We start from the raw sequence: 21,274 nt of genomic DNA on the forward strand, positions 1-21,274 counted from the left end.
CCAATGAAAGCGAACGTCTTATGACTTCCGAAGTTCACCCCTATCAAAATCCGTCACTGCCCATCGAGGAACGGGTGCAGGATCTGCTGGGCCGGATGACGCTCGAGGAAAAGGCGGCCCAGACTGCGTCCCCCTTTGGATCAGCCGTTGATGTCCACAACCCGCCCCCGACCGGATGGGGCAGTGCGACAGCGGCCCTTTCGACGCTGGGCCTTCCACCCCGAGAAGCCGCAGAAAAAGGCAACGAACTTCAGCGAAAGCACATAGAGGATACCCGTCTGGGCATCCCGGTCCTGCTGGCCGAGGAAGCGCTCATCGGACTGAAAGTGCGGGACGCAACTACCTACCCCGACGCCATCGCCCAAGCCGCCACCTGGGAGCCCGAACTGGTCGAAGAAATGGCCCGGGCCATTGGCGCGCAAATGACGCGGATCGGAGTGCGGCAGGCTCTTTCCCCGTTGGCTGACGTGGCACGCGACCCGCGGTGGGGACGTGTGGAGGAGACCTACGGCGAAGAGCCCTACCTCGTAGGATCCATGGCAACCTCTTTTGTCCGCGGGCTGCAGGATACCGACCACCATGCGCCCGTCATCGCGACACTGAAACACTTTATCGGTTACGGTGCCAGCGACGGCGGGCGGAATACCGACCCGGCGCAAATCGGCCAAAACGAGCTCAGGGAAGTCCATGGGGTGCCCTTCGAAATGGCGATCGGCGCCGGCGGGGCCAAGGGCGTCATGCCCGCCTACAATACACTCGACGGTGTTCCGGTAACTGGTTCCAAAAAGTACCTGCAGGACCTGCTGCGCCGTGACTACGGATTCGAAGGCCTTGTGACCTCCGACCTCAATGCAGTGTCCCAGCTCTACACCAAGCACGGCACCGCCGCGGACAGCAGCGAGGCCTTTGCCCAGGCTCTGCGGGCCGGCGTTGACCTGGACCTGGACAACGCCGTCAACTCCGAGCGGATCGTTGAAGCTGTCAGGAACGGGGTGCTGGCTGAGGCCGATTTGGACCGGGCAGTTTCCAACGTCCTTCGAGCGAAATTCGGGCTCGGTCTATTCGAGCAGCCCTACACGAACCTGGATGAGGTTCCCGAAACCCTGGATTCACCGAACGAACGGACATTAGCCCGTACCCTGGCCGAAAAAGCCGTCGTCCTGCTACAGAATAAGCCCGTTGACGGAGCTGATCCCCTGCTGCCTCTCGACGGGAAGGTACGCACAATAGCGGTGATCGGTCCCAACGCTGACCGCCCGATGGGCCAGCTCGGAAACTACAGCTATCAGGTGCTCGACAGCATGACGAAGCGCTTCGCCCTGGCCGCTGACCCCCAGGCGCGCCTCGAGAACGCAGAGGCAGCGACGGCCGGCGCGGACGAGGCAAAACTGCTGGTCGAATCGGTTCCCGTGGTTACCTTCCTTGAAGGCATTAAGCGTCGCGCCGGCAACGACATCACGGTTCTCTACGAACGGGGATGCCCCGTCGCCGCAGAAGACAGAACCGGGTTCGACGCTGCAGCCGCCGCAGCACAGGCAGCAGATGTGGCCGTAGTCGTGGTCGGGGACCAGGCAGGTATTGGTTCCTATGGCACCGTCGGTGAGGGAATCGACAGCACGGATTGCACTCTGCCCGGAGTGCAGCGTGAACTGGTGGAGGCGATTGCGGCAACGGGTACCCCGACCGTCGTAGTACTCAGCCACGGACGCCCCTACGCACTGAAGTGGATGACGGAAGCCGTGCCGGCAATTATTTCCTCCTTCTTTGGCGGTGAAGAAGCTGGCAACGCGCTGGCCTCGGTGATCTTCGGTGACGTGAACCCCGCCGGACGGCTGCCGATGTCCATGCTGCAGTCCGCTGCCTCAGCGCCGCTCCCCTACTGGCGAACACTGCAGCCAAGCTCTTACTTCAATGGGGAGACAACCGCAGTGTTCCCCTTCGGACATGGGCTCAGCTACACCCAGTTCGCCTACCCGGATCTGGTGGCGGAGGCGCACGAAGCAGCAACCGATTCAACAATCCGTCTGACGTTTACCGTCACCAACACCGGAGAGCGCGCCGGCGAGGAAGTCGTCCAGGTGTATGGGCGGGATGTGATCGGCAGCACCGCCCGGCGCGGGCGGGTCCTGGTCGCTTTCCGGAGGATCTCCCTGGACCGGGGAGCGGCCGCAAAAATTGCCGTGAGCGTCCCGGCAAGCATGTTCGCGCTGTGGGATGCTGAACGGGGCTGGGTTGTGGAGCCGGGCCTCATCCGCTTCTACATAGGAGGCTCGTCAGCCAACACGCCCCTGCAGACCAAGGTAACGCTGACTGGCGGGGACCACCTTCCGGGACCGAACCGCCAGCTTTTCAGCACCGTGTTGGTGGAGACCGGGTCGTACGAGGACTTTGCCGCCCAGATCACGGCAGCGAAGAATGTGGACACCCTTGACGTTGCCCCCGTGACGGCCGAAAGCACGATTCGCGACTGGCTCGACCACCCTGTGGGCGGCGAGCTGCTGCGGGCAATGATGGGCGGGGCAAGCGAAGAAATGCTCGCCCCTGCAATGGGAATGACCCTCGCCCAGATGGCCTATTACAGCCAAGGGCAGCTACCAGAATCAGTAGTCGATGATTTGGTGGCGAAAGTTCAGAACGCTGGGACGCGGGTCGCCATCTAGCAGGCCTATAACAAGTGGGAGCCGGTCCTAAAGGACCGGCTCCCACTTGCTTCCACTGCGATCCCTGAGACAGGACAGCGGTGGCAGATCTCCTGCCTGCCCGCACCCCGAGAGGCTATACCTGGGCTATTCCGGATTTAAACGCCAGCGCGACAAGCTGTCCACGATCCCTTGCCCCCAACTTTGTCATAGCCCGGTTGAGATGCGTTTTGACCGTTAACGGGGAAATGTGGAGTTCGCGGGCAATGGCAGGGTTGTCCATGCCGGTGGCAGCGGCAGCCACCATGTCCCGTTCCCTGGGCGTTAGTTGGCCGACGAGCCGAAGCAGCTGCGGATCGGGCGCGGCCGGTGGCCGTTGAGCTGTGGCGGAGATGTGGCGGATGGCTGCGGACGCCGCAGTTGTCGACAGGGTCGTTTGCCCCGCGGCGGCGTTCAGGACAGCCGCGACCAGTTCGTCAGGGCTTGCGCCCTTACTCAGGAATCCTGATGCGCCGGCTTCAAGGGCTCCGATGACGTCCCTGTCGCCGTCGAACGTTGTGAGGACGAGAATTTTGACTTCCACGAGGGTCTCATCGCTTCGTATGGCACGGGTTGCTGCCATGCCATCGAGAACAGGCATTCGCAGGTCCATGAGGACCAGATCGGGCTTCAGCTGCCGGGTCATGCGGACAGCTTCACGTCCATCCGAAGCTTCGCCCACAATCGTGATTCCCGAGTTCTCCAGGATGCCGCGCAGGCCCGCCCTGATCATGGATTGATCATCAACGATGAGTACCGCCGTCATTCCCTCTCCTTCGTCTTGATGGCTGGCAAAGTTACTCTCAGTAGGAAGGTACCGTTTTCATCCCGGGTATACAGGTTGCCGCCTGCGGACTCGGCTCGTTCCCGCATGCCTATCAGGCCATAGCCGCCCTGACGGTCACGACCGGGCCTGTAGGTGTTCGAAATGGTGAGGATAACGGATCCATCCTGCGCGTCGAGTACAAGGGATGCCCGCCCGTCTCCGTGCCGGTGGGCGTTGGTAAGTGCTTCCTGGACCGCACGGTACAGCGCGGCCTCCCCCGCTGGAGAGACACCAGGCAGCGGTTCGATGGTGGCATCGATTGCAAGGCCCAGCTCCCGTGAGTTCTCCAGCAGGGCCGGGATGCCTTCAACGCTAGGGATGGGTCCGGCATCATCCCGATGACCGGCGGAACGGAGAATGAGGAGTATGTCCTGGAGTTCCCTTAGCACGTTTCTGCTTGCTGCCCGCACCTGTTCGAGTGATTCTTTCGCCCGCTCTCGGTCCTGGTCCAGAGCCTTTTCAGCGGCGCCTGAATGGACGTTGATAATGGCGATATTGTGTGCCACGGCGTCGTGCAGATCCCTGGCGATTCTGATTCGTTCTTCGCCGAGTCTGCGGTGGATTTCGCTGTCCTTCGCCGCGGCCGAAGCAGCGACCTTATCCCGGAGAGCAGAAATTGCTTCGTTGTGGGATCGCAGAGCGTATCCGGCTGAAGCGGCAGCTGCCGTCCATACAGGCAAGCTTAACGACACCACGTCAAATGGTTCGAGCCCCAAGAAGACCAGACCGCCGACATAAAGGGTGCAGGCGTGTAAAACCGGAAGAGCAACCGAGGCCGCACCGGAATGGCGCAGCGTCAGCGAGAAAATACAGACCTGGGCTATGACCCAGACAGGTATTGCTGCTCCGGGAACGCCTGCCACCAAGGCACTGGCAATGATTGCCGCGCCAGCGGCGGAGGTCGGGAACTTCCGACGCCAGGCGGCAGCGATGAGCATTGCTGCGACCAGGACGACGCCTTCATAGGTTCCGGCCGTTGCTCCTCTCATGAGTTCCGACAGGAAGGCGAGGACGGCAGCAGCATCGAGCGCAACCTCCCACCGAGAACCCGGCTGGGTGAGAGTCATGTCAGCGGTGTCCGATGGGGAATGGCTCGGCGTCGGCTGCGTCCTGTTCAGCATTATCGGTACCCCTGGCTTCCTGATGTGCCACAGTATTGAGGTGGTGGCCCTCGACATCAAGTGCGGGCAGGCGTGCCGCCCACGATTTGGGCATCCACCACGCGGAGCGGCCCAAGAGCGCAAGCGCGGCGGGAACAATAACCATCCGCACGATGAAGGCATCGGCAACGACACCCACGGCCAACGCAAGGGCTATCGAACCGACTAGGGAAGAATGACTCAAGGCAAACCCTCCAAAGACCGCCGCCATTATGCCTGCGGCGGCGACCACCACGCCGGCGGAGGTTTTGAAACCGTGAAGAATTGCCTGTTTGGGATGGATTCCCTGCCCGTATGCCTCCTGGATCCGCGTTACAAGAAACACCTGATAATCCATGGCAAGACCAAACAGGATGCCGGTCAAGATAATCGGCAGCAGGCTGAGCAGAGGATTTCCTTGCGGAGCCTGGATCACGTCCCCCAGCCACCCCCACTGGAACACTGCGGTGGTCGCTCCCAGTCCCGCACCCAAAGACAGAAGGAACCCAGCCGTGGCAACAACGGGAACAAGCACGGAACGGAACAGGATGACCAGCAGGATCAGGGAAAGGCCGACAATCAGGGCAACATAAAGTCCTAGGGCCTGCCTGAGCTGCGCGTCCGCATCCAAACCCAGTGCGGTGGCTCCGGTGACGTACAGGTTGGCTCCGGGAAGGTTATGTGCTTCGGCGCGGATGTCCCGCACCAACTGCATGGTCCGGTCGTCGAGGGGACCGGATTTGGAAATCACGGACACTATCGCCGCGTCTCCGCTGCTGGCCACGCCTGCGGGCACCGCCAGCGCCACATTGTCGATCCCTGCCAGGAACTCCTGAACTTCGGGGATTCTTTCCTGCAGCCCGCCTCCAGGGGTTTCAACGAGGACCACAAGGGGATCCTGTGAGCCCTGCCCAAATTTGTCGCTGACGGTCTGGTAGGCAGCCCGTTGCGTTGATTCCGGATCTTCGCCGCCAGGTACTGAAAGGGTTGTTTTCATCGACAGCAACGGCAAGGCGATCAGCATGAGCAGCAGGGTGCCGCCAACCACTGAAACAAGAGGCCGGGTCACAACGAACTGCGCCCAACGGGAGAGGAATCCCGGCACCCGTGTAGGGACACGTGCCGGCTCGGCAGCGGAAAGTTGCCGCCGGTCCCGCTTGGACAGAGCCCGAAGACCCATGAATGACATCAAAGCAGGTAGCAACGTCAGTGACATCAGCACCGCCACACCGACTGCAACGGCCGCGGCCAGTCCCATTTCTCCGATGAACGGAATGCCAACAACCGTAAGTCCGGCCAGGGCAATGATGACCGTCGCCCCCGCGAACACAACTGAAGAACCTGCCGTGCCAGTGGCTCTGCCAATGGCCGCGTCGACCGTACGGCCCTCGCGCAGCTCCGCACGGAATCGGGCAAGAATGAAGAGGCTGTAATCGATGCCGACAGCGAGGCCAAGCATCACAGCCAAGATCGGCGTGACACTGCCAATCGGACTGATAGACGAATACGCAAGGATTCCGAGAATCCCGGTTGCGACGCCGATCAATGCGCTCAGCATGTTCGCGCCCGCCGCGACAAGGGAGCCAAAGGTTAAGACCAGGACAAGAAAAGCAATGCCTGCCCCGACGGCTTCAGACGGTCCCAGGATCTCAGGAATACCCGAGGCAAGGGACCCGCCCACCTCGGCTGTCAGCCCTTGCCCGCGGACCGCTTCCGCAACTTCGGTGACGTTTTTTTGCACAGTCTCACGCTCAGAGTCCTCTAACCCTTCAAGGGATACCTGGATGACCGCTGTCGTGCCGTCGGCAGAAAGGAACGGACGCGCCGGATCCCGTGGGTCCAGGACTTGGCTGACGTTGGGAAGGGAACGCAGCTGCTCGATTCCCCTAGTCAGGGAATCCGCCGGCCCAGGGGCTGTCAGCCCGCTCCCGGCAGGCGACTGCACCACAAGCTGCAGTCCGCCAGACCCCGCGGGTGTGGACGGAAAATGCTCCTCCAGCAGGCCCATGGCCTTGCTGGATTCGGTGCCCGGCACGTCGAAGGCACCGTCGCTAAATTTCATCCCGCCCAATGCAACGACCGAAACCACAGCCAGAAGACCCAGCCAAACAGTAATGGCAGCGATACGATGACGGCCCGCCAGCCTCCCAATCCGGGCAAGAAATGCAGCCATGCGAAAGTCCTAACAATATTGATGGAAAGGGTGTGTCTTGAAAGCCCTTCACCAATGATCTGAGGACAGCAGCTTATGGACATCCGTCGAACGCAGGTGCGTTGGTACTGCATTGGCAGTAGGAATTAGTCCTACCGCCGGGTGGTGTCTCTTTGGATGACTGTGAAACCACGCGCGTACTCATCGGTTGCTTCAGGCGGGATCCGCAGCTCCTGGCCGGAGACGATGTGGCTGACCAGTTCGCGTACGTTTAGCTCCAAGTCCATGCTGATGGACGTAATTGTCGGAGTCGAAGCTCGGGCGATCACAGAGTTGTCGACCCCGATAATTCCCATCTCCGCGGGAATGCTGATCCTTTCTCGAAGAGCGGCTCCCAAAATCGCCAAGGCCACCTCATCGTTGTAACACGCTAAACCAACCCGTCCCGCCGGAAGGCTGCGCACTGCTTTCAAGGCGTCGTTGCTGGTAAGGCCAATCTCCAAGGTAGGTAGAACTTCCATAGCGTGGAGGCTGCCATATTCGAGCACTCCCTTCTCGCGTTCCGGAGCGCTGTATTGCTCCCGTTTCGATCGCGGGCGGACAACAGCAATGCGCTTGTAGTCCTGGCCTAGAAGATGCTCAGCCTGAAGGCGGCCGATAATTACGTCTGCCGCAGCCTGGAAAGCCTGGGATTGTCCAATCACGTAAATACCCTGTTTTTCGAGCCGCTCAATGTCTTCAGGGCGGAGCGGAGCCATAGTTACGATCGAGTGAGGACGCAGCCCAAGGACCGCGTCCTGAAGGGTATCTTCTGATGACGAAAGCCGAAGCAGGTTCGTCAGGCCTTCCTTCGCCAACCCTTCTGTCAGGAGATCCACGAATTCGCGAACGGTCGGCCCGAAAGTGATATCCGGTATGAGCGTGATGACGATGTCGCTTTTACCACGGACCAGTGTTCGTCCAGCCAACGACGGGCGGTAACCCATAGCCGCCGCTGTTTCTCTAACCTTTGCGACCGTTTCTTCGGAAAAAAGGTGAGCACGGCCGTTGAGAATCTGACTCACCGTAGACCTGGAGACCCCTGCACGAAGAGCAACGTCAGCACTGCCTGTCATTACAGCTTCCTTCTCTCCCCTGCGCCAGGACCTTCTGGCGGCCTGATTGACACGCTTCAACGACATGCCCAGCCTACCGCAGTCCCCCCAAGATTCAACTATTGACGCGTGCCAATGAGAGTGTTTAGCTGGATAAAGGCCTGCTCGGCCATCCCCCCAATACGCACATAACCGAGTCCGTCGGCTGCTTTGCCGCGGCAAACTGGAGGGCCCGATGCCTCACCTCTATCCCCAGGTCCTGGACGTACAGGTCAAGGACGCGAAGACGAAAGACACAGCTATCAGCACCGCCGTTCAGGAACTCATCCCAGAAGCGATTAGGAGCCGCACAGGTATCTCAGTTACCCGGTGCAGCATCATTGATTTTCAGATTGCGGTCGACCTGTCCGTACCATGCGGTGAAATCCACGAAAGAGTCAGAAGCTGAGAGCCGATGAAAACCGGGCTCCAGACGAAGGACCCGGAGCTGAGACCACCACTGAGAGCGAACGGACGGACGCTGACGGTTTCCTCCTCTTTTGGCAGTCAGACCGTACAGGACTGTGGTCCGCCTCTCATGAATCTACTGGCCGGATTCATGAACGGCCGCACGGTCGCAGGTACTGGGACCCTTCGGCCGCGGGTGGCTAAGAGTCACCGGCTGGAATGCCGACAGGCACAGAACGAAGGTACTGCGGATGCAGTATCTGAAATACCACAGCGGCGGGCTTACTTCCTGCGGCTTGGGCGAGAGGCTGTAACTATCCCAACCGCAGGTGAAACCGAACAGCACCAACGTCGTCACCCCGCAGATACAGGAGCCGATTCCTTTGACATCAACAATTCAGCAGCCGCCACCGGCATCCGCACCGCTTCCGACCAACCGGTGCCCATTTGATCCCGACCCGAGGTACGAAGGTATCCGCACCTCGGACCCCGTACTGCGCGTCAACACTCCTGCGGGCTTCGATGTGTGGCTCGTCAGCGGCTATGAGGATGCGCGTACAGTCCTGGGCGACGCCGAGACCTTCAGCAATGTAGACGCCAGTTCATCCCACCTGATGGGCGACAAAGACAACCTTGGCGCACCCCCGCCACCGGGCGTCATGCTCAGGCATGACGGTGATTCCCACTCCCGGCTCCGCCTCCGCCTGGCCCGGGAGTTCATGGTCAAGCGGGTAGCGCGTCTTGAGCCATTCATCAGGGACCTCGTCGCTACGCACATCGACCGCATCGGACAGCGGAAAGGCCCGCTCGACCTCTACCGCGAGTTCGCACTGCCGGTCCCCGCTTTAGTGATCAGCGAGATCCTGGGAGTGCCCGAGGGGCAACGATCCGAATTTGAGCACGCTACGGCCTCTCAAGTCGATTTGAGCCTGTCTCTCGAGGAACGCCAGACGGCAGCCATCCAGAGCGCGGGCTTCTTCGCGAACCTCATCCACTCGAAACTGGAGAATCCCGGTGACGACCTGCTCAGCCGACTCATCCTGGAACCCACCGAGCGCCCCATGGATGCCGCAGAGCTCCAAGGGATAGCGCTCCTGCTTTTGGCCGCAGGTCATGACACCACGGCAAACATGATCACTCTTGGCACCTACGCCCTCCTGCAGCACCCGGACCAAGCTGCAAAGCTACAAAATCCGGCTGTCATGGAAACAGGCGTCGATGAGCTGATCCGGTATCTCACCATTGTGCACAACGGTGTCCTGCGCAAAGCGGTCAAAGACACCACCATTGCCGGACAAACAATCCGTGCGGGCGAACACGTGGCCGTGGTCCTTGAATCGGCCAACAGGGATAACCGGTTTATCTCTGATGGTGACCAGCTGGACCTTGAAAGGCGCTCTGCCCATCTCGGCTTTGGGTACGGACCACATCAGTGCCTGGGACAGCATCTTGCACGCCTTGAACTGCGCATTGCACTCCCCGAGCTGTTCCGCCGGCTATCGGGCCTGAGGGTAGAGACCCCGGAAACGGACATCCCTTTCAAGAACGACATGCTCGTATACGGAATCAAAAAGCTGATGATCAACTGGAATGAGGTAATTTCATGAACTTCGACATCAACGTAAGCAAGTGTGTTGGAGCCGGCGTGTGCGCCATCGCGGCACCCGAAATCTTCGACCAAAATGAGGACGACGGCATTGTCGTCGTCCTCAACGCGCACCCACCCGCCGAACAGGAATCGAAGCTGCGGGACGCAGCGGTACGTTGCCCGGCAGCTGTCATCACCCTGTCCAAGCAATGAGTCGTACCGGTCACCCCACCCCCAGGACCGTGATTGTGGGCGCCTCGGCAGCCGGAGTGAGCGCAGCCGAAGCCCTGCGCACGCGGGGACACGATGGCGACATTGTGCTCGTGGGCGCGGAAAACCACGAACCATATGACCGGCCGCCCCTGTCCAAGCAGGCGCTGCATGATCCAGTCTCAGTGGGAGCACTGAGCCTGCGGCCGCCCAACCACCTCCAGAACCTCGGCATTGACTTACGCCGCGGAGTTGCTGCGGTCCACCTCGACAGCCGGCACCGGAAAGTGCTTCTTGAAGACGGCACAGACCTTGAATTCGAACGTCTCATCATTGCCACGGGAGTCAACGCCAAACATCTTCCGGCAGCCAACAACATCTCCGGTGTCCACACGCTGAGGACAGTCGATGACGCACTCCACCTTCAGGGAGCCCTCTCAGCAGCGTCACGTCTCGTTGTTATCGGAGGAGGCTTCCTCGGAACTGAAATCGCAGCAGCGGCAATACAACGAGGAGTTGAAGTTGTTCTGGCAACCAAGGCCCCAACACTTCTGGAGAACGCACTCGGCAGTGAAGTGGGACAACAACTGACCTCCCTGCATCAAAAGCACGGCATCCGCCTTCGCGCGGGCAACGCGGCGAGCGTGCAGTCCCTACGAACGAACGGACATAGAGTCACAGGCGTACATTTCGCATCCGGCGGGACGGAAAACGCTGACCTGGTTGTTGTGGCGATTGGGTCGAAGCCAGCAGTGGACTGGCTCCGAGCCAGCAGTCTAACCCTGTCCGACGGTGTTGTTTGCGCAGCTGACTGCTCAGCCGGCGACGGAATATATGCAGTAGGGGACGTCGCCAGGTGGTACAACCCACTCTTCGATCTTTCAATGCGCATAGAGCACCGAACCAACGCTGTTGAGCAGGCCCTCCACGTCGCTGATCGAATCCTCGCAGGAGACAGACTTCCCTACACAACCGTCCCGTACTTCTGGTCGGATCAGTACAAAGTCAAACTTCAGGCCCACGGCTACCTCCGCGACCACGACGAAGTGCAGATTCTTCAAGGAAGCATCGAGGAGGGGAAGGTAATCGCGATTTACCGCAAAGGGGAAAGGCTAGCCGGCGTGTTGGGAGCCGGCGCAGCGAAAGCCGTCCGGCAGTGGCGCGCGCACATCGAATCCCGCACCAGTTGGGCTCAGGCGCTCGAACTAGCGCAATCGAATTCGTAAGATTACCCGACCACAAACTTTGGTAACCAGAGCCAGGAATGTCCCGACTTGCTTAGGAGTTGGTTGATGTCAGTGTTCAGCCAGCTTTGCTCCATGTTCGCCGCAGAGTGCACAACGCCATGGCGGGTTATGCCGGGAAATGTCACACCTACCGGTGCAGCCGGAGCCTGCGGGTGGACTGAGATACAGTCGATCACCAAGGAAACTGCCGCGGCTACTGCTTCGGGGGTCGCCGCGTGCGGAGTCGGTACGGTCACCGAGGAGTTTCGCCTTGATTCTTGTCTACCAGCCCTCCTTTGATACCCGTGACTCCAATGTCAACTGGTTGTGTCAACTATTCTTGGCCCCGGGCTGACGGGTATCTCTGGCCCCACCGGATGGGTCAGTGCGCGCGGTCTTTAATACACAATTGCGTGAATACATCCGTAGCTGTACTTTTGTTTCATGGAAACCCTCACTCACGCCCCGGTGCTGGCACGCTTCGGCTGCGCGGTCTCCGACCCAACCAGGGCCAGGATCCTTCTGGCCCTGGCTGAGGAACCGGCCTACCCGTCCGACCTTGCCGATTCCCTGGGAGTCTCGCGGCAGAGCATGTCCAACCACCTGACATGCCTGCGCGGCTGCGGGCTGGTGGTCGCCGTTCCGGAGGGCCGGCGGAGCCGGTATGAGCTCGCTGACGCCCGGCTGAGCCATGCGATCACGGACCTGCTGGGCGTGGTGTTGGCCGTGGACCCGGCCTGCTGCGCCCCGGACGGGGAGTGCCTGGCATGACCACGCCCCTCCAGCTGGCGCCGGGCAATGCCCGCCGCACCATCCTGAGCCGCCGGATCCGGCTGTTTGCGGCCGCGACCATCACCTATAACGTCATCGAAGCCGCGGTAGCCCTCTGGGCCGGGGGCGTCGCCGATTCCTCCGCGCTGATTGGTTTCGGCCTGGATTCGGTGATCGAGGTCGCCTCCGCCCTCGCGTTGTCCTGGCAGTTTTCCGCCAAGGATCCTGAACGGCGCGAGCACCTGACGCTGCGGATCATCGCGCTGTCTTTCTTTGCCCTGGCCGTGTTCGTCGCGGTGGACTCCTTCCGGTCCCTGGCCGGCGGGGGTGAAGCGCAGCACTCCACCCCGGGTATCGTGATCGCTGCCTTGAGCCTGGCCATCATGCCGGTCCTGTCCTGGGCCCAGCGCCGTGACGGTACCGAGCTTGGTTCCAGGACCGCGGTGGCGGATTCCAAACAGACCTTGCTGTGCACATATCTATCCGCTGTTCTGCTGGTAGGCCTGTTGCTCAACAGCACCTTGGGTTGGTGGTGGGCCGACGCCGGCGCCGCCTTGGTGATCGCCGTGATCGCCGTCCGCGAAGGTGTCAACGCTTGGAAAGGCGACGTCTGCTGCACTATTCCCCACAACCCCGCTGCTGATGCCGAGCTAGAGGCCGACGACTGCTGCGCCACGCCTCCAGCAGCACCTCTGACGGCCTTGGAAATATCCGCCACGGACGCGCACCCGGGAACGATCGGTGCCTGCTGTGCGGACTGCGGCCCGGCGAAAGACGCTCCCGGGGCGCCAATGTCTCTGACCCTGGTGCATCGCCAAGACTAAGCCGGGCTTCAAGTCAGGAAAGACTCCGTCCCGGCGTTCCCGAAGGCTGACCAGCGGGTTTGTTGGTTGAGGGTGTGGGCGAGGCGGTAGGAGTCGGTGCCAGTTTCGATGATGGCGCCGTTGAAGGTCAGCCTGTCCACAATCGCTGCGCACAACCTCGGGTCGGTGAACGTCTTGTCCAGCCAGGGAACGATTCGTTGCTCGCTATCGCGATGGAGTTCTTCTCTTCGCGTTCGGTGAGGACTTGAAAGAGGAGTTCGGCGCCGCGGCGGTCCAGTTCCAGATAGCCAAGCTCATCAATACACAGGAGATCAACGCGGCCATAGCGGGCGATGGTCTTGGCCAGGACTTTCTCGTCGGCAGCCTCCACAAGCTCGTTTACCAACCGGGTGGCCAGAGTGTATTTGACCCGGTAGCCCTGTTCCGCGGCCGCAGTGCCGAGGCCAATGAGTAGGTGGGATTTCCCGGTTCCGGAGTCCCCGATCAGGCACAGGGGTGCGCCTTTGCGGATCCATTCACCCGTCGCGAGGGTGTGAATGGTGGCGGGATTGATGTTCGGGTTCGCGTCGAAATCAAAATCCCCTAGCCATTTGTCTCGGGGGAAGTTCGCGGCTTTGACCCGGCGGATCGAGGAGCGCCGGTCCCGGTCATCACACTCGGCCAACAGCAGTTCGGCCAGGAAACCCTGGTAGGAGAGCTGTTCCTTCCCAGCCACGGCGAGGGCTTCATTCAGGACCGACCGGACGGTGGGCAGGCGCAGCTGGCGGCAGGCCTGGTCCACGGCCGCGACCGCGGCCTGCTCGGTCAGGCCGCGGCGCCGGCGCAGGGGCGGAGTTATAGTTGCGGCAGGCGCGGTGGGGGTCATCAGATGTTCTCCTTCGGCCCGGTTCCTGCGGGGTGTTCGGCGCGTTTGGCCAGCAACTCGTCATACGCTCTGACCGACGGCACGGGCCGAGTATCCCGGGGCAGCCCTGCGATGACGGCCGCCGGGTCCATTAGTCGGCGCTGGGTCAGGCTGACAACTCTTTGCACTTTCGCTTCAGCATGAGCACCGCGATGACGGTCCGATCCGGACCCACTCTGGGCCGAATCGCTGGTGTGTCTGCGGGCTTCGACGGCGACAACATCTGCGCTAACCGCCCCTACGTCCAGCGCCGCGGTGATTCCTGCTTCGATGTCTCCTCCATCCATGGAACGGTGGAGCAGCAGGACATCGATGAGTTCACGCGTCCCTTCGGCGTCGCCGTTGACCCGGCGCGAGGCAGCCCAGAAGGCTTCATGGGCGCTGGTGAACGCCCCGGACTCCCGCGCCCTGGCCAAAGCCGTGGAGCCCGGCAAAGCGCCGGGCTTGGTCTTGAGGACCTCCAGTAATGGTCCAGCTGGACCGACTGCGCGCCCTTGGCAATGATCCGGTGATGCCGGGCCGCCACCGCGCGACCGTCGAACACCACAAGTTCCGACGCCCGCAGGGACACCCGGACTCTTCTGCCGATGAACCTTGCCGGAACTGAGTACTTCACCATCCGCACCGTAATCATCAAGGACCTGTCCACTCTTGGGTTCAGCACCAGTCCGGGATCGAACTCTTCGGCCGGCAACGGTGCCAGGAACGGGCGCTCGGCGGTGAAGTCCTGGCCGATGGTGTGGATCCGATCATTGATCCGCCGCTGATCGTCTTGGACCTCCCACAAAGCCTGCCTCACCGTCCTCCGGTGCACCCCGTGCCGGGCCGCCAGCGCACGAACCGATAAACCCTCCACTCGGGCATCGCGTCGGATCCGCGCGAACAACTCCACCCAGACCAGCCTTCCGCCACATCCATCCAGTGATGAATCCAACGTTGAAGGTGGGGCCACATATAACCGTCACAAGACGCCCGGCGAGTCAGAAGTGGGCCAGAAATAACCGTCCTACCGGGGCCATCCAACCCTGTCACAGCCAGTCAACGCCGATAAATGCAATGTTCATGTGCTCTGTACCTAAGAAGTCTGAAAACCGTGCGCTAGCGTATCGCCGGGGACGGCCGTTGCGGCCCCGGCAACCTTTCTGCCGAGATCGGTTGCCCCCCACTAGTCCTGGGTGCTGAAGGCGGCGTCGAAGGATGTTTGTGAGGCGGGGAAGTCGTATTTTTTGAGGGCGGTGAGGGCTTCGGGGGCGCCGTGGAGGCGGTCCATGCCGGCGTCTTCCCATTCGATGCTGATGGGGCCGTTGTAGCCGATGGCGGTGAGGGCGCGGAAGGAGGATTCCCAGGGGACGTCGCCGCGTCCGGCGGAGACGAAGTCCCAGCCTCGGCGGGGGTCGCCCCAGGGCAGGTGGGAGCCCATGACGGTGTTGCGGCCGGTGGGGCGGAGCTTGGTGTCTTTGCAGTCGACGTGGTAGATCCGGTCTTTGAAGTCCCAGATGAAGGAGACGGGGTCGATGCCTTGCCACATGAAGTGGGAGGGGTCCCAGTTCAGTCCGAACGCTGGCCGGTGGTTGATGGCTTCGAGGGTGCGGACGGTGGTCCAGTAGTCGTAGGCGATTTCGGAGGGGTGGACTTCGTGGGCGAAGCGGACGCCGTTTTCGTCGAAGACGTCCAGGATGGGGTTCCAGCGGTCGGCGAAGTCCTGGTAGCCGGCGTCGATGACTTTTTCGGGGACGGGTGGGAACATGGCGACGTATTGCCAGATGGAGGAGCCAGTGAATCCGACGACGGTGTCCACGCCGAGTGCGCGGGCGAGGCGGGCGGTGTGTTTCATTTCTTCGGCGGCGCGTTGGCGGACGCCTTCGGGGTTGCCGTCGCCCCACACACGCGAGCCGACGATGGCTTCGTGGCGGAAGTCGATGGGGTCATCGCAGACGGCTTGGCCTTTGAGGTGGTTGGAGATGGCCCAGACTTTGAGGTTGTGTTTTTCCAGGATGGCGAGTTTGGACTCGACGTAGCCGGGTTCGTCCCAGCGCCAGGCGTCCAGGTGGTCACCGGAGAAGGCGATTTCCAGGCCGTCATAGCCCCAGCCCGCGGCAAGCTTGGCGACTTCCTCGAAGGGGAGGTCGGCCCACTGGCCGGTGAAAAGGGTGTACGGGCGGGGCATGTCAGGCTCCTTCAGTAGCGAGGGACGGGGCATCGACGGCGGTGATGGTGCTTTTGTTGTTTGCTGACTGTTCGACGGCGGTCAGGACGCGTTGAATTTGGAGGCCGTCTTCGAACGACGGCGAGGGCTGGCTTCCATCCCGAACGGCGGTGAGGAAGTCGCGGATTTGGTGGGTGAACGTGTGTTCCCAGCCGATGATGTGCCCTTGCGGCCACCACGCTTGGAGATAGGGATGCTCGGGTTCGTTAACCAGGATCCGCCGGAAACCCTGCTCCCGGACCGGAACAGTGGCGTCCAGGAAAGAGAGTTCGTTGAGGTTCTCCAAATCAAAAATCAGGGATCCTTCGGTTCCATAGATCTCGATCTGCAAGGAGTTTTTCTGGCCGGTCGCGACCCTGGATGCCTCGACCGAAGCACCCATGTCCCCGGTGAGCCAGAACGTTCCCCACACCGCGTCGTCGACCGTGACATCTTCCAGGCCATCCACTCCGGGACGCTGCGTGACAAAGGTCTTCAGGACACCGGATGCTTCCAGAACGGTTTGCCCGGTGAGGTATTGGATCTGGTCGATGGCGTGGGAGGCGATGTCGCCGAGGGCGCCGGAGCCGGCGGTTTCCTTGCGGAGCCGCCAGGTCATGGGCGATTCGGCGTCCGAGAGCCAGTCCTGCAGGTAGGCGGCGCGGATGTGCCGGACGGTGCCGAGACGGCCTTCGGCGATCAATTCCCGTGCCAGGGCCAGGGCGGGGACGCGGCGGTAGTTGAACCCGATCAAGGACTGCACTCCGCGTTTGCGGGCTTTGGCGGCGGCCGCGGTCATGAGTTCGGCCTCGGCCAGGGAGTTGGCCAGGGGCTTCTCCACCAGCACGTGCTTGCCCGCTTCCAACGCAGCGATGGCAATTTCGGCGTGCATCCAGCCCGGGGCGCAGATGTCGATGATGTGGATGTCGTCGCGTTCAATGACCGAACGCCAATCCGTGGCGGACTCGGCCCAGCCGTATTTTGCGGCGGCCTCGGCCACTTGGGTGGCGTCCCGGCCAACGAGGACTTTCTGCTCGAAGGCCGGGACGTCGAAGAAACTGGCCACGTTCCGCCACGCATTCGAGTGGGCCTTCCCCATGAAGGCGTAGCCGATGGCGGCTACGCCGAGAGGCTGGTTGGAAGGCGTGTGGTCGGATGGGTGGGCGGGGGTGGTCATGGTTCGTTTCCTCGCTGGGTTCGCTGGGATTTAGAGGGTGGCGGTTTCCGGTGCCCAGTCCTCGGGCAGGGCAGCCGAGGTGGGGGCGTTGCTGGTGACATCGACGAAGGTCCCGGATTCGACGGACTCGGCGATCGAGACCATGCTGTCGAGCACGTGGTAGGCGAGGTCACCGGTAGCCCGGTGCGCGGTACCGGCGCGGAGGGCGCGGGCCATGTCCAGAACGCCCAGGCCACGGCCGTTGGCCGGACCGGTCGCGGAAATGATTTCGGGTTCTTCCGCCCCGGGTCGCCAGAGTTTGAGGTCGCCGTCGAAATAGTTCGGGTCCGGCAGCGACAGTGTCGCCTCGGTGCCGGTGATCTCCACGAACCCCATCCGCAGGCGCGGGGACTCGAAGGAGAACACGCTGTGGGAGGACTGGCCGCCTTCGAACTGCGCCATGGCCGAGACGTGGGTGGGGACCTCGACGGCGAATTCCTCCCCGGCCTTCGGACCGGAACCAATGACCCTGGTCTTCTTGGCGGCGGACCCGACGGCGGCGACCTTGCGGATGGAGCCGAAAGTCTGGATCAGGGCGGTCAGGTAGTACGGCCCCATGTCGAACAACGGTCCGGCGCCGTGGGCGAACAAGAATGCCGGGTTCGGGTGCCAGGATTCCGGGCCGGGGGTCTGGAACGTGGTCATCCCCGTCAACGGGGTGCCGATGTCACCGCGCTCGATGATCCGCCGGGCGGTCTGCAAACCGGCGCCCAGGAACGTGTCCGGGGCGGTGCCCAGGCGGATGCCCGCGGCGTCGGCTGCTTTGAGCAGGCCCAGGCCTGATTCGCGGTCCAGGGAGAAGGGCTTCTCGGTCCAGACATGCTTGCCGGCGTTCACGGCGGCCGTGGCGACCTCGACGTGCGCTGCCGGGATGGTCAGGTTCACGATGATCTCGACGTCCGGGTGGTTCAGTGCCAGCTCCGGGGCACCGAACTCGGGGATCCCGTATTCCTCGGCGCGTGCCTTCGCTGCCTCTTCGAAGAGGTCGGCGATGACCAGAACCTTCAGGTCCGGAAAAACCGTGAGGTTGTCCAGGTACGCCTTGCTGATGTTGCCTGCTCCGATGACGCCGACGCCCACCGGCCCCCGAAGGGAAGACGAGGTGGACGGACTGGATGCTGCGGGGATGCTCACGCGTTGGCTCCTTTGGTAGCGCCCGTACCGGCGCTGGTCGTGTTGCTGTTCAGGAAGGCCAGGCTCTGCGCGATGCCGACGAAAATGTCGCTGGAGTAGTCATCGAATTCCACCACGCCAACTTCGAGGGATTGTGCCGCGGCGATCACCTCCAGGACCGGGACGTTGCCCTGCCCTGCTGCTTTTTGTGCCTTGTTGTCCTTGTTTATGGGACCGTCTTTGATGTGGATGAACTTCACCCTATCGCCGAGCTTTGTGAGGATATCCACGGGGTCGTGGCCGCCCACGGCCACCCAGTAGGTATCCACCTCCAGGATTACCGCGGGGTCGAGGTGCTCGGCGAGGTATTCCAGCGCCGTTCGCCCGTCAACAATGGACTCGAGTTCCCACTCATGGTTGTGATAACCCACGCGAATGCCATACTCGGCGCCTTTCTTCGCAGCGGCGTTGAGCTTGGCCGCAGTGGACTGGATGGTTTCGGCGTTCTGCCATTGGTCCGCTGGCTGGTAGGGGTCAATGACGGTGCTGATGCCCAGTTCCTTCGCCGCGGTAAAGATTTCATCCTGGTCCTGGGACAGCAGCGGCGCATGGCCGGAGGGCGCCGTGAGGCCGTTGTCCTTCATCGCGGCGCCGAGATCCTTGGCCGTAGCGACGAAGTTGTAGGGCTCAACCTGGGTGAAACCGATCTCCGCAACCTTCCTGAGAGTTGCGGGGAGGTCTTCGGAGATGGCATCCCGGAGGGTGTAGAGCTGAATTGAATAGGACATTGTTCTTCCTTTTGCGGGTGGTTCTGAAACATCGGGGTTAGCTGTTGTTTTGGCGGCGAACCCCGGAAGCCTGCTTCGGCTGTTACGGGGCGTTCTTTCAGTCTTTTGATGTGCGGATTGCTGCCTCATCCCTTGACGGCTCCCTGCATAACGCAAGCGACGAGTTGCTTGCCGCGGATGAAGAACAGCACCAGCAACGGCACGACCGAGATGAGCACGCCGAACATGATGAGGGCGATGTCTTTGAAGAACCCGGTCTGCAGGAGTTGCAATGCGACAGCTCCAGCACGACCTGTAGGCCCATGCCGTTGCCGCCTCCCGTGACGACGAAGACCGTGTCGGTAACGTGCATGTTGTTCTCCTTTGAAGCAGGTGGGGTCCAGCAACTTCAGGAAGAGGCGCCCGGAGCTTGCGGTTCCATCCGCCGGCGGGGATTTCGCGGTTGTGGCCAGGGGCATCCAGACGCCGTCAACATTGAGTCGGCCGAGCACGGTGTCGCGTCAGGTGAAATCCCAAACGCGCGGCCTCGGTTGAATCTGTGCCCAGGAGGACACGCCACATGCGGGTGTAATCCCCGCGCTAGACGATCTCGTCGTTTCTAATCCTTACTCAGGTTGGCCACGAGGGCGTCCTCTGTGTGAGTAGTAGGCGCCCGGCTCTGATCGGGCCTGCTGTCGAGTGAGAACTCGCGCAGGGTTGGGATGGTTTTTGATGCGCAGAGTTGAGAGAACCAGTGGGAGCTGAGTTTCGGGGTCCGCTGGAGGGTGTCGTAATCGACGTGAATAATGCCGAATCGCGGTCCGTATCCGGCGGCCCACTCGAAGTTGTCCAGGAGTGACCAGACCAGGTAGCCAACAACGTTGGCCCCGCGGTGGCGGGCGCGGTCAGTTGCCGTGACGTGTTCGATGAGGAAGCGGGTACGGTCAAAATCTAGGACAACGTTGTTGCCGTTCAACGAGGTGACGGTGTCGGGAAAAGCTGCTCCGTTTTCCATCACCATGATCGGCAAACCAGGATGTTCAGCAGAAAGTGCCACGAGGTGGTCTTCGAGGCCTTGGGGTTCAATCCCCCAGTCCATCCCGGTCCGCTCGAGGTCTCCTCGTCGAAGGAACTCAATTCTTTCCGAGCCCGGGAAGGCGGTGCCGCCGTCTTTTTCGGTTTCCGGGTCATAGGCGGGGTTCAGGCGTACATGCATGACTTCGTAATAGTTCACGCCCAGGAGATCGATCGGTTGATGACTGGTTTCCAAATCCCCGGGAAGGACGAAACTCCAGTCCGTGAATTTCCGTGTGTCGGCGAGAAGGTCGGCAGGGTACTGCCCGTTCAGCATGGGCCCGGTGAAGACGCGGTTCGCCACCGCGTCGAACTGGCGCGCAGCTTCTGCGTCTTCCGGGGTTTCAGCGGCCACGCGGAAGATGTTCAGTGCCACAGAGATTTGCGCGTCGTTCCGGGTGATGGTTCGCCGGAGCGCTTTGACGGCAAGTCCATGCGAAAGGTTGAGGTGGTGCGCTGCGATGAGCGCATCTTCATGGCTTGTTCCACCGGGTGCAAATGCTCCACTGCCGTATCCGGAGAAGGAGTTGTTCCAAGGCTCGTTGTGGGTCGACCAGATATAGACGCGGTCACCGAGAGCAGCGCCTATGATCTCTGCGTACTTTTCGAAGGCGAAGGCGGTCTTGCGTCCGCGCCAGCCGCCGTACTTGTCTTCCAGCGCTTGTGGAAGGTCCCAGTGGTTGAGCGTTACGACCGGTTGGATTCCGCGCGCCAGCAGACTGTCAACGAGGCGTGAATAGAACTGTAGGCCCTCAGCGTTCACCTCGCCCTCACCGGTCGGCATGACGCGCGACCACGAGATCGAAAACCGGTAAGCGGTTAGGTTCAGGGCCTCCATCAACCCGAGATCCTCCTCGACACGGTGGTAGTGGTCGGCGGCGACGTCTCCCGTGGCGCCCCCTTCGGTCTTCCCTGGAGTGTGGCTAAAGGTGTCCCAAATGGAGGGGCCCCGTCCCCCTTCGGTTGCGCCGCCCTCAATCTGGTAGGCGGCGGTCGCGGCGCCAAGAATGAAGGAGGGCGGCAAATCGATGTGTCCGGTATCGAGGAGACCGTGGTACAT

At 61.7% G+C, this 21,274-nt stretch carries 15 protein-coding genes and 3 pseudogenes; 6 read left to right on the forward strand and 12 right to left on the reverse strand.

Translation table 11 applies throughout. The features are described from left to right. Window positions 1–20 precede the first annotated feature (20 nt). Complete coding sequence (locus AC6JA3_RS22180; protein ID WP_497920724.1) at window positions 21–2,660, forward strand: glycoside hydrolase family 3 N-terminal domain-containing protein; 2,640 nt, start codon at window positions 21–23, stop codon at window positions 2,658–2,660. Window positions 2,661–2,775: 115 nt separating this feature from the next. On the opposite strand, the gene AC6JA3_RS22185 is transcribed toward AC6JA3_RS22180, so the two are convergent. From AC6JA3_RS22185 to AC6JA3_RS22200, 4 genes are all read right to left on the reverse strand, one after another. Beyond that, window positions 2,776–3,444: a response regulator gene (locus AC6JA3_RS22185; protein WP_497920725.1), complete on the reverse strand. Its 669-nt coding sequence runs from the start codon at window positions 3,442–3,444 to the stop codon at window positions 2,776–2,778. Beyond that, window positions 3,441–4,571, reverse strand: coding sequence for a sensor histidine kinase (locus tag AC6JA3_RS22190; RefSeq protein WP_497920726.1), 1,131 nt, complete (start codon window positions 4,569–4,571; stop codon window positions 3,441–3,443). The genes AC6JA3_RS22185 and AC6JA3_RS22190 overlap by 4 nt, the downstream gene beginning before the upstream one ends. Before the next feature lies 1 nt (window position 4,572). Further along, entirely contained in the window at window positions 4,573–6,816 is a 2,244-nt protein-coding gene (locus AC6JA3_RS22195; RefSeq protein ID WP_497920727.1) for an MMPL family transporter, read from the reverse strand. Window positions 6,817–6,947: 131 nt separating this feature from the next. Beyond that, on the reverse strand, window positions 6,948–7,910 hold the full coding sequence (locus AC6JA3_RS22200; RefSeq protein WP_497920728.1) for a LacI family DNA-binding transcriptional regulator: 963 nt from the start codon (window positions 7,908–7,910) through the stop codon (window positions 6,948–6,950). 809 nt (window positions 7,911–8,719) lie between these two features. Between AC6JA3_RS22200 and AC6JA3_RS22205 the strand changes: the two genes are divergently transcribed. The 5 genes from AC6JA3_RS22205 to AC6JA3_RS22225 all read left to right on the forward strand — a co-directional run bounded on the left by AC6JA3_RS22205 (window position 8,720) and on the right by AC6JA3_RS22225 (window position 12,955). Further along, entirely contained in the window at window positions 8,720–9,943 is a 1,224-nt protein-coding gene (locus AC6JA3_RS22205) for a cytochrome P450 (protein WP_497920729.1), read from the forward strand. Then, the gene (locus tag AC6JA3_RS22210; protein ID WP_307090572.1) at window positions 9,940–10,137 is read left to right on the forward strand and encodes a ferredoxin; all 198 of its coding nucleotides are present in this window, start codon (window positions 9,940–9,942) and stop codon (window positions 10,135–10,137) included. Before AC6JA3_RS22205 ends, AC6JA3_RS22210 begins: the two co-directional genes overlap by 4 nt. Continuing rightward, window positions 10,134–11,360 (forward strand): NAD(P)/FAD-dependent oxidoreductase, encoded by a 1,227-nt coding sequence (locus AC6JA3_RS22215; RefSeq protein WP_497920730.1) that lies wholly within the window; start codon window positions 10,134–10,136, stop codon window positions 11,358–11,360. The genes AC6JA3_RS22210 and AC6JA3_RS22215 overlap by 4 nt, the downstream gene beginning before the upstream one ends. A gap of 444 nt (window positions 11,361–11,804) precedes the next feature. Next, entirely contained in the window at window positions 11,805–12,131 is a 327-nt protein-coding gene (locus AC6JA3_RS22220; RefSeq protein ID WP_497920731.1) for an ArsR/SmtB family transcription factor, read from the forward strand. Beyond that, window positions 12,128–12,955: a cation diffusion facilitator family transporter gene (locus tag AC6JA3_RS22225; protein ID WP_497920732.1), complete on the forward strand. Its 828-nt coding sequence runs from the start codon at window positions 12,128–12,130 to the stop codon at window positions 12,953–12,955. The genes AC6JA3_RS22220 and AC6JA3_RS22225 overlap by 4 nt, the downstream gene beginning before the upstream one ends. A gap of 8 nt (window positions 12,956–12,963) precedes the next feature. Here the strand turns inward: AC6JA3_RS22225 and istB are convergent. The 8 genes and pseudogenes from istB to AC6JA3_RS22265 form a co-directional block, all read right to left on the reverse strand. Beyond that, window positions 12,964–13,820: pseudogene (gene istB / locus AC6JA3_RS22230) on the reverse strand (IS21-like element helper ATPase IstB). Next, window positions 13,820–14,655, reverse strand: a pseudogene (locus AC6JA3_RS22235) (Mu transposase domain-containing protein); the annotation flags it as partial. The pseudogenes istB and AC6JA3_RS22235, both read right to left, overlap by 1 nt. A 369-nt stretch (window positions 14,656–15,024) precedes the next feature. Continuing rightward, on the reverse strand, window positions 15,025–16,026 hold the full coding sequence (locus AC6JA3_RS22240) for a sugar phosphate isomerase/epimerase family protein (RefSeq protein WP_497920733.1): 1,002 nt from the start codon (window positions 16,024–16,026) through the stop codon (window positions 15,025–15,027). Window position 16,027: 1 nt separating this feature from the next. Next, complete coding sequence (locus AC6JA3_RS22245; protein ID WP_497920734.1) at window positions 16,028–17,221, reverse strand: Gfo/Idh/MocA family protein; 1,194 nt, start codon at window positions 17,219–17,221, stop codon at window positions 16,028–16,030. 30 nt (window positions 17,222–17,251) lie between these two features. Next, the gene (locus AC6JA3_RS22250) at window positions 17,252–18,388 is read right to left on the reverse strand and encodes a Gfo/Idh/MocA family protein (protein WP_497920819.1); all 1,137 of its coding nucleotides are present in this window, start codon (window positions 18,386–18,388) and stop codon (window positions 17,252–17,254) included. Window positions 18,389–18,390: 2 nt separating this feature from the next. Next, the gene (locus tag AC6JA3_RS22255; RefSeq protein ID WP_497920735.1) at window positions 18,391–19,161 is read right to left on the reverse strand and encodes a sugar phosphate isomerase/epimerase family protein; all 771 of its coding nucleotides are present in this window, start codon (window positions 19,159–19,161) and stop codon (window positions 18,391–18,393) included. 125 nt (window positions 19,162–19,286) lie between these two features. Then, a pseudogene (locus AC6JA3_RS22260) lies at window positions 19,287–19,442 on the reverse strand (carbohydrate ABC transporter permease); the annotation flags it as partial. A 317-nt stretch (window positions 19,443–19,759) separates the two neighbouring features. Beyond that, entirely contained in the window at window positions 19,760–21,274 is a 1,515-nt protein-coding gene (locus AC6JA3_RS22265; RefSeq protein WP_497920820.1) for a GH1 family beta-glucosidase, read from the reverse strand.

The organism is Arthrobacter sp. TmtSoilC79, assembly GCF_059739405.1.

What these genes read in the sequence shown, in the direction of transcription:
- AC6JA3_RS22190 (WP_497920726.1), bottom strand. Translation starts at nt 4,571, where the DNA reads ATGACTCTCACCCAGCCGGGTTCTCGGTGGGAGGTTGCGCTCGATGCT.
- AC6JA3_RS22210 (WP_307090572.1), top strand. Translation starts at nt 9,940, where the DNA reads ATGAACTTCGACATCAACGTAAGCAAGTGTGTTGGAGCCGGCGTGTGC.
- AC6JA3_RS22185 (WP_497920725.1), bottom strand. Translation starts at nt 3,444, where the DNA reads ATGACGGCGGTACTCATCGTTGATGATCAATCCATGATCAGGGCGGGC.
- AC6JA3_RS22245 (WP_497920734.1), bottom strand. Translation starts at nt 17,221, where the DNA reads ATGACCACCCCCGCCCACCCATCCGACCACACGCCTTCCAACCAGCCT.
- AC6JA3_RS22215 (WP_497920730.1), top strand. Translation starts at nt 10,134, where the DNA reads ATGAGTCGTACCGGTCACCCCACCCCCAGGACCGTGATTGTGGGCGCC.
- AC6JA3_RS22180 (WP_497920724.1), top strand. Translation starts at nt 21, where the DNA reads ATGACTTCCGAAGTTCACCCCTATCAAAATCCGTCACTGCCCATCGAG.
- AC6JA3_RS22225 (WP_497920732.1), top strand. Translation starts at nt 12,128, where the DNA reads ATGACCACGCCCCTCCAGCTGGCGCCGGGCAATGCCCGCCGCACCATC.
- AC6JA3_RS22200 (WP_497920728.1), bottom strand. Translation starts at nt 7,910, where the DNA reads ATGACAGGCAGTGCTGACGTTGCTCTTCGTGCAGGGGTCTCCAGGTCT.
- AC6JA3_RS22265 (WP_497920820.1), bottom strand. Translation starts at nt 21,274, where the DNA reads ATGTACCACGGTCTCCTCGATACCGGACACATCGATTTGCCGCCCTCC.
- AC6JA3_RS22195 (WP_497920727.1), bottom strand. Translation starts at nt 6,816, where the DNA reads ATGGCTGCATTTCTTGCCCGGATTGGGAGGCTGGCGGGCCGTCATCGT.
- AC6JA3_RS22255 (WP_497920735.1), bottom strand. Translation starts at nt 19,161, where the DNA reads ATGTCCTATTCAATTCAGCTCTACACCCTCCGGGATGCCATCTCCGAA.
- AC6JA3_RS22240 (WP_497920733.1), bottom strand. Translation starts at nt 16,026, where the DNA reads ATGCCCCGCCCGTACACCCTTTTCACCGGCCAGTGGGCCGACCTCCCC.
- AC6JA3_RS22220 (WP_497920731.1), top strand. Translation starts at nt 11,805, where the DNA reads ATGGAAACCCTCACTCACGCCCCGGTGCTGGCACGCTTCGGCTGCGCG.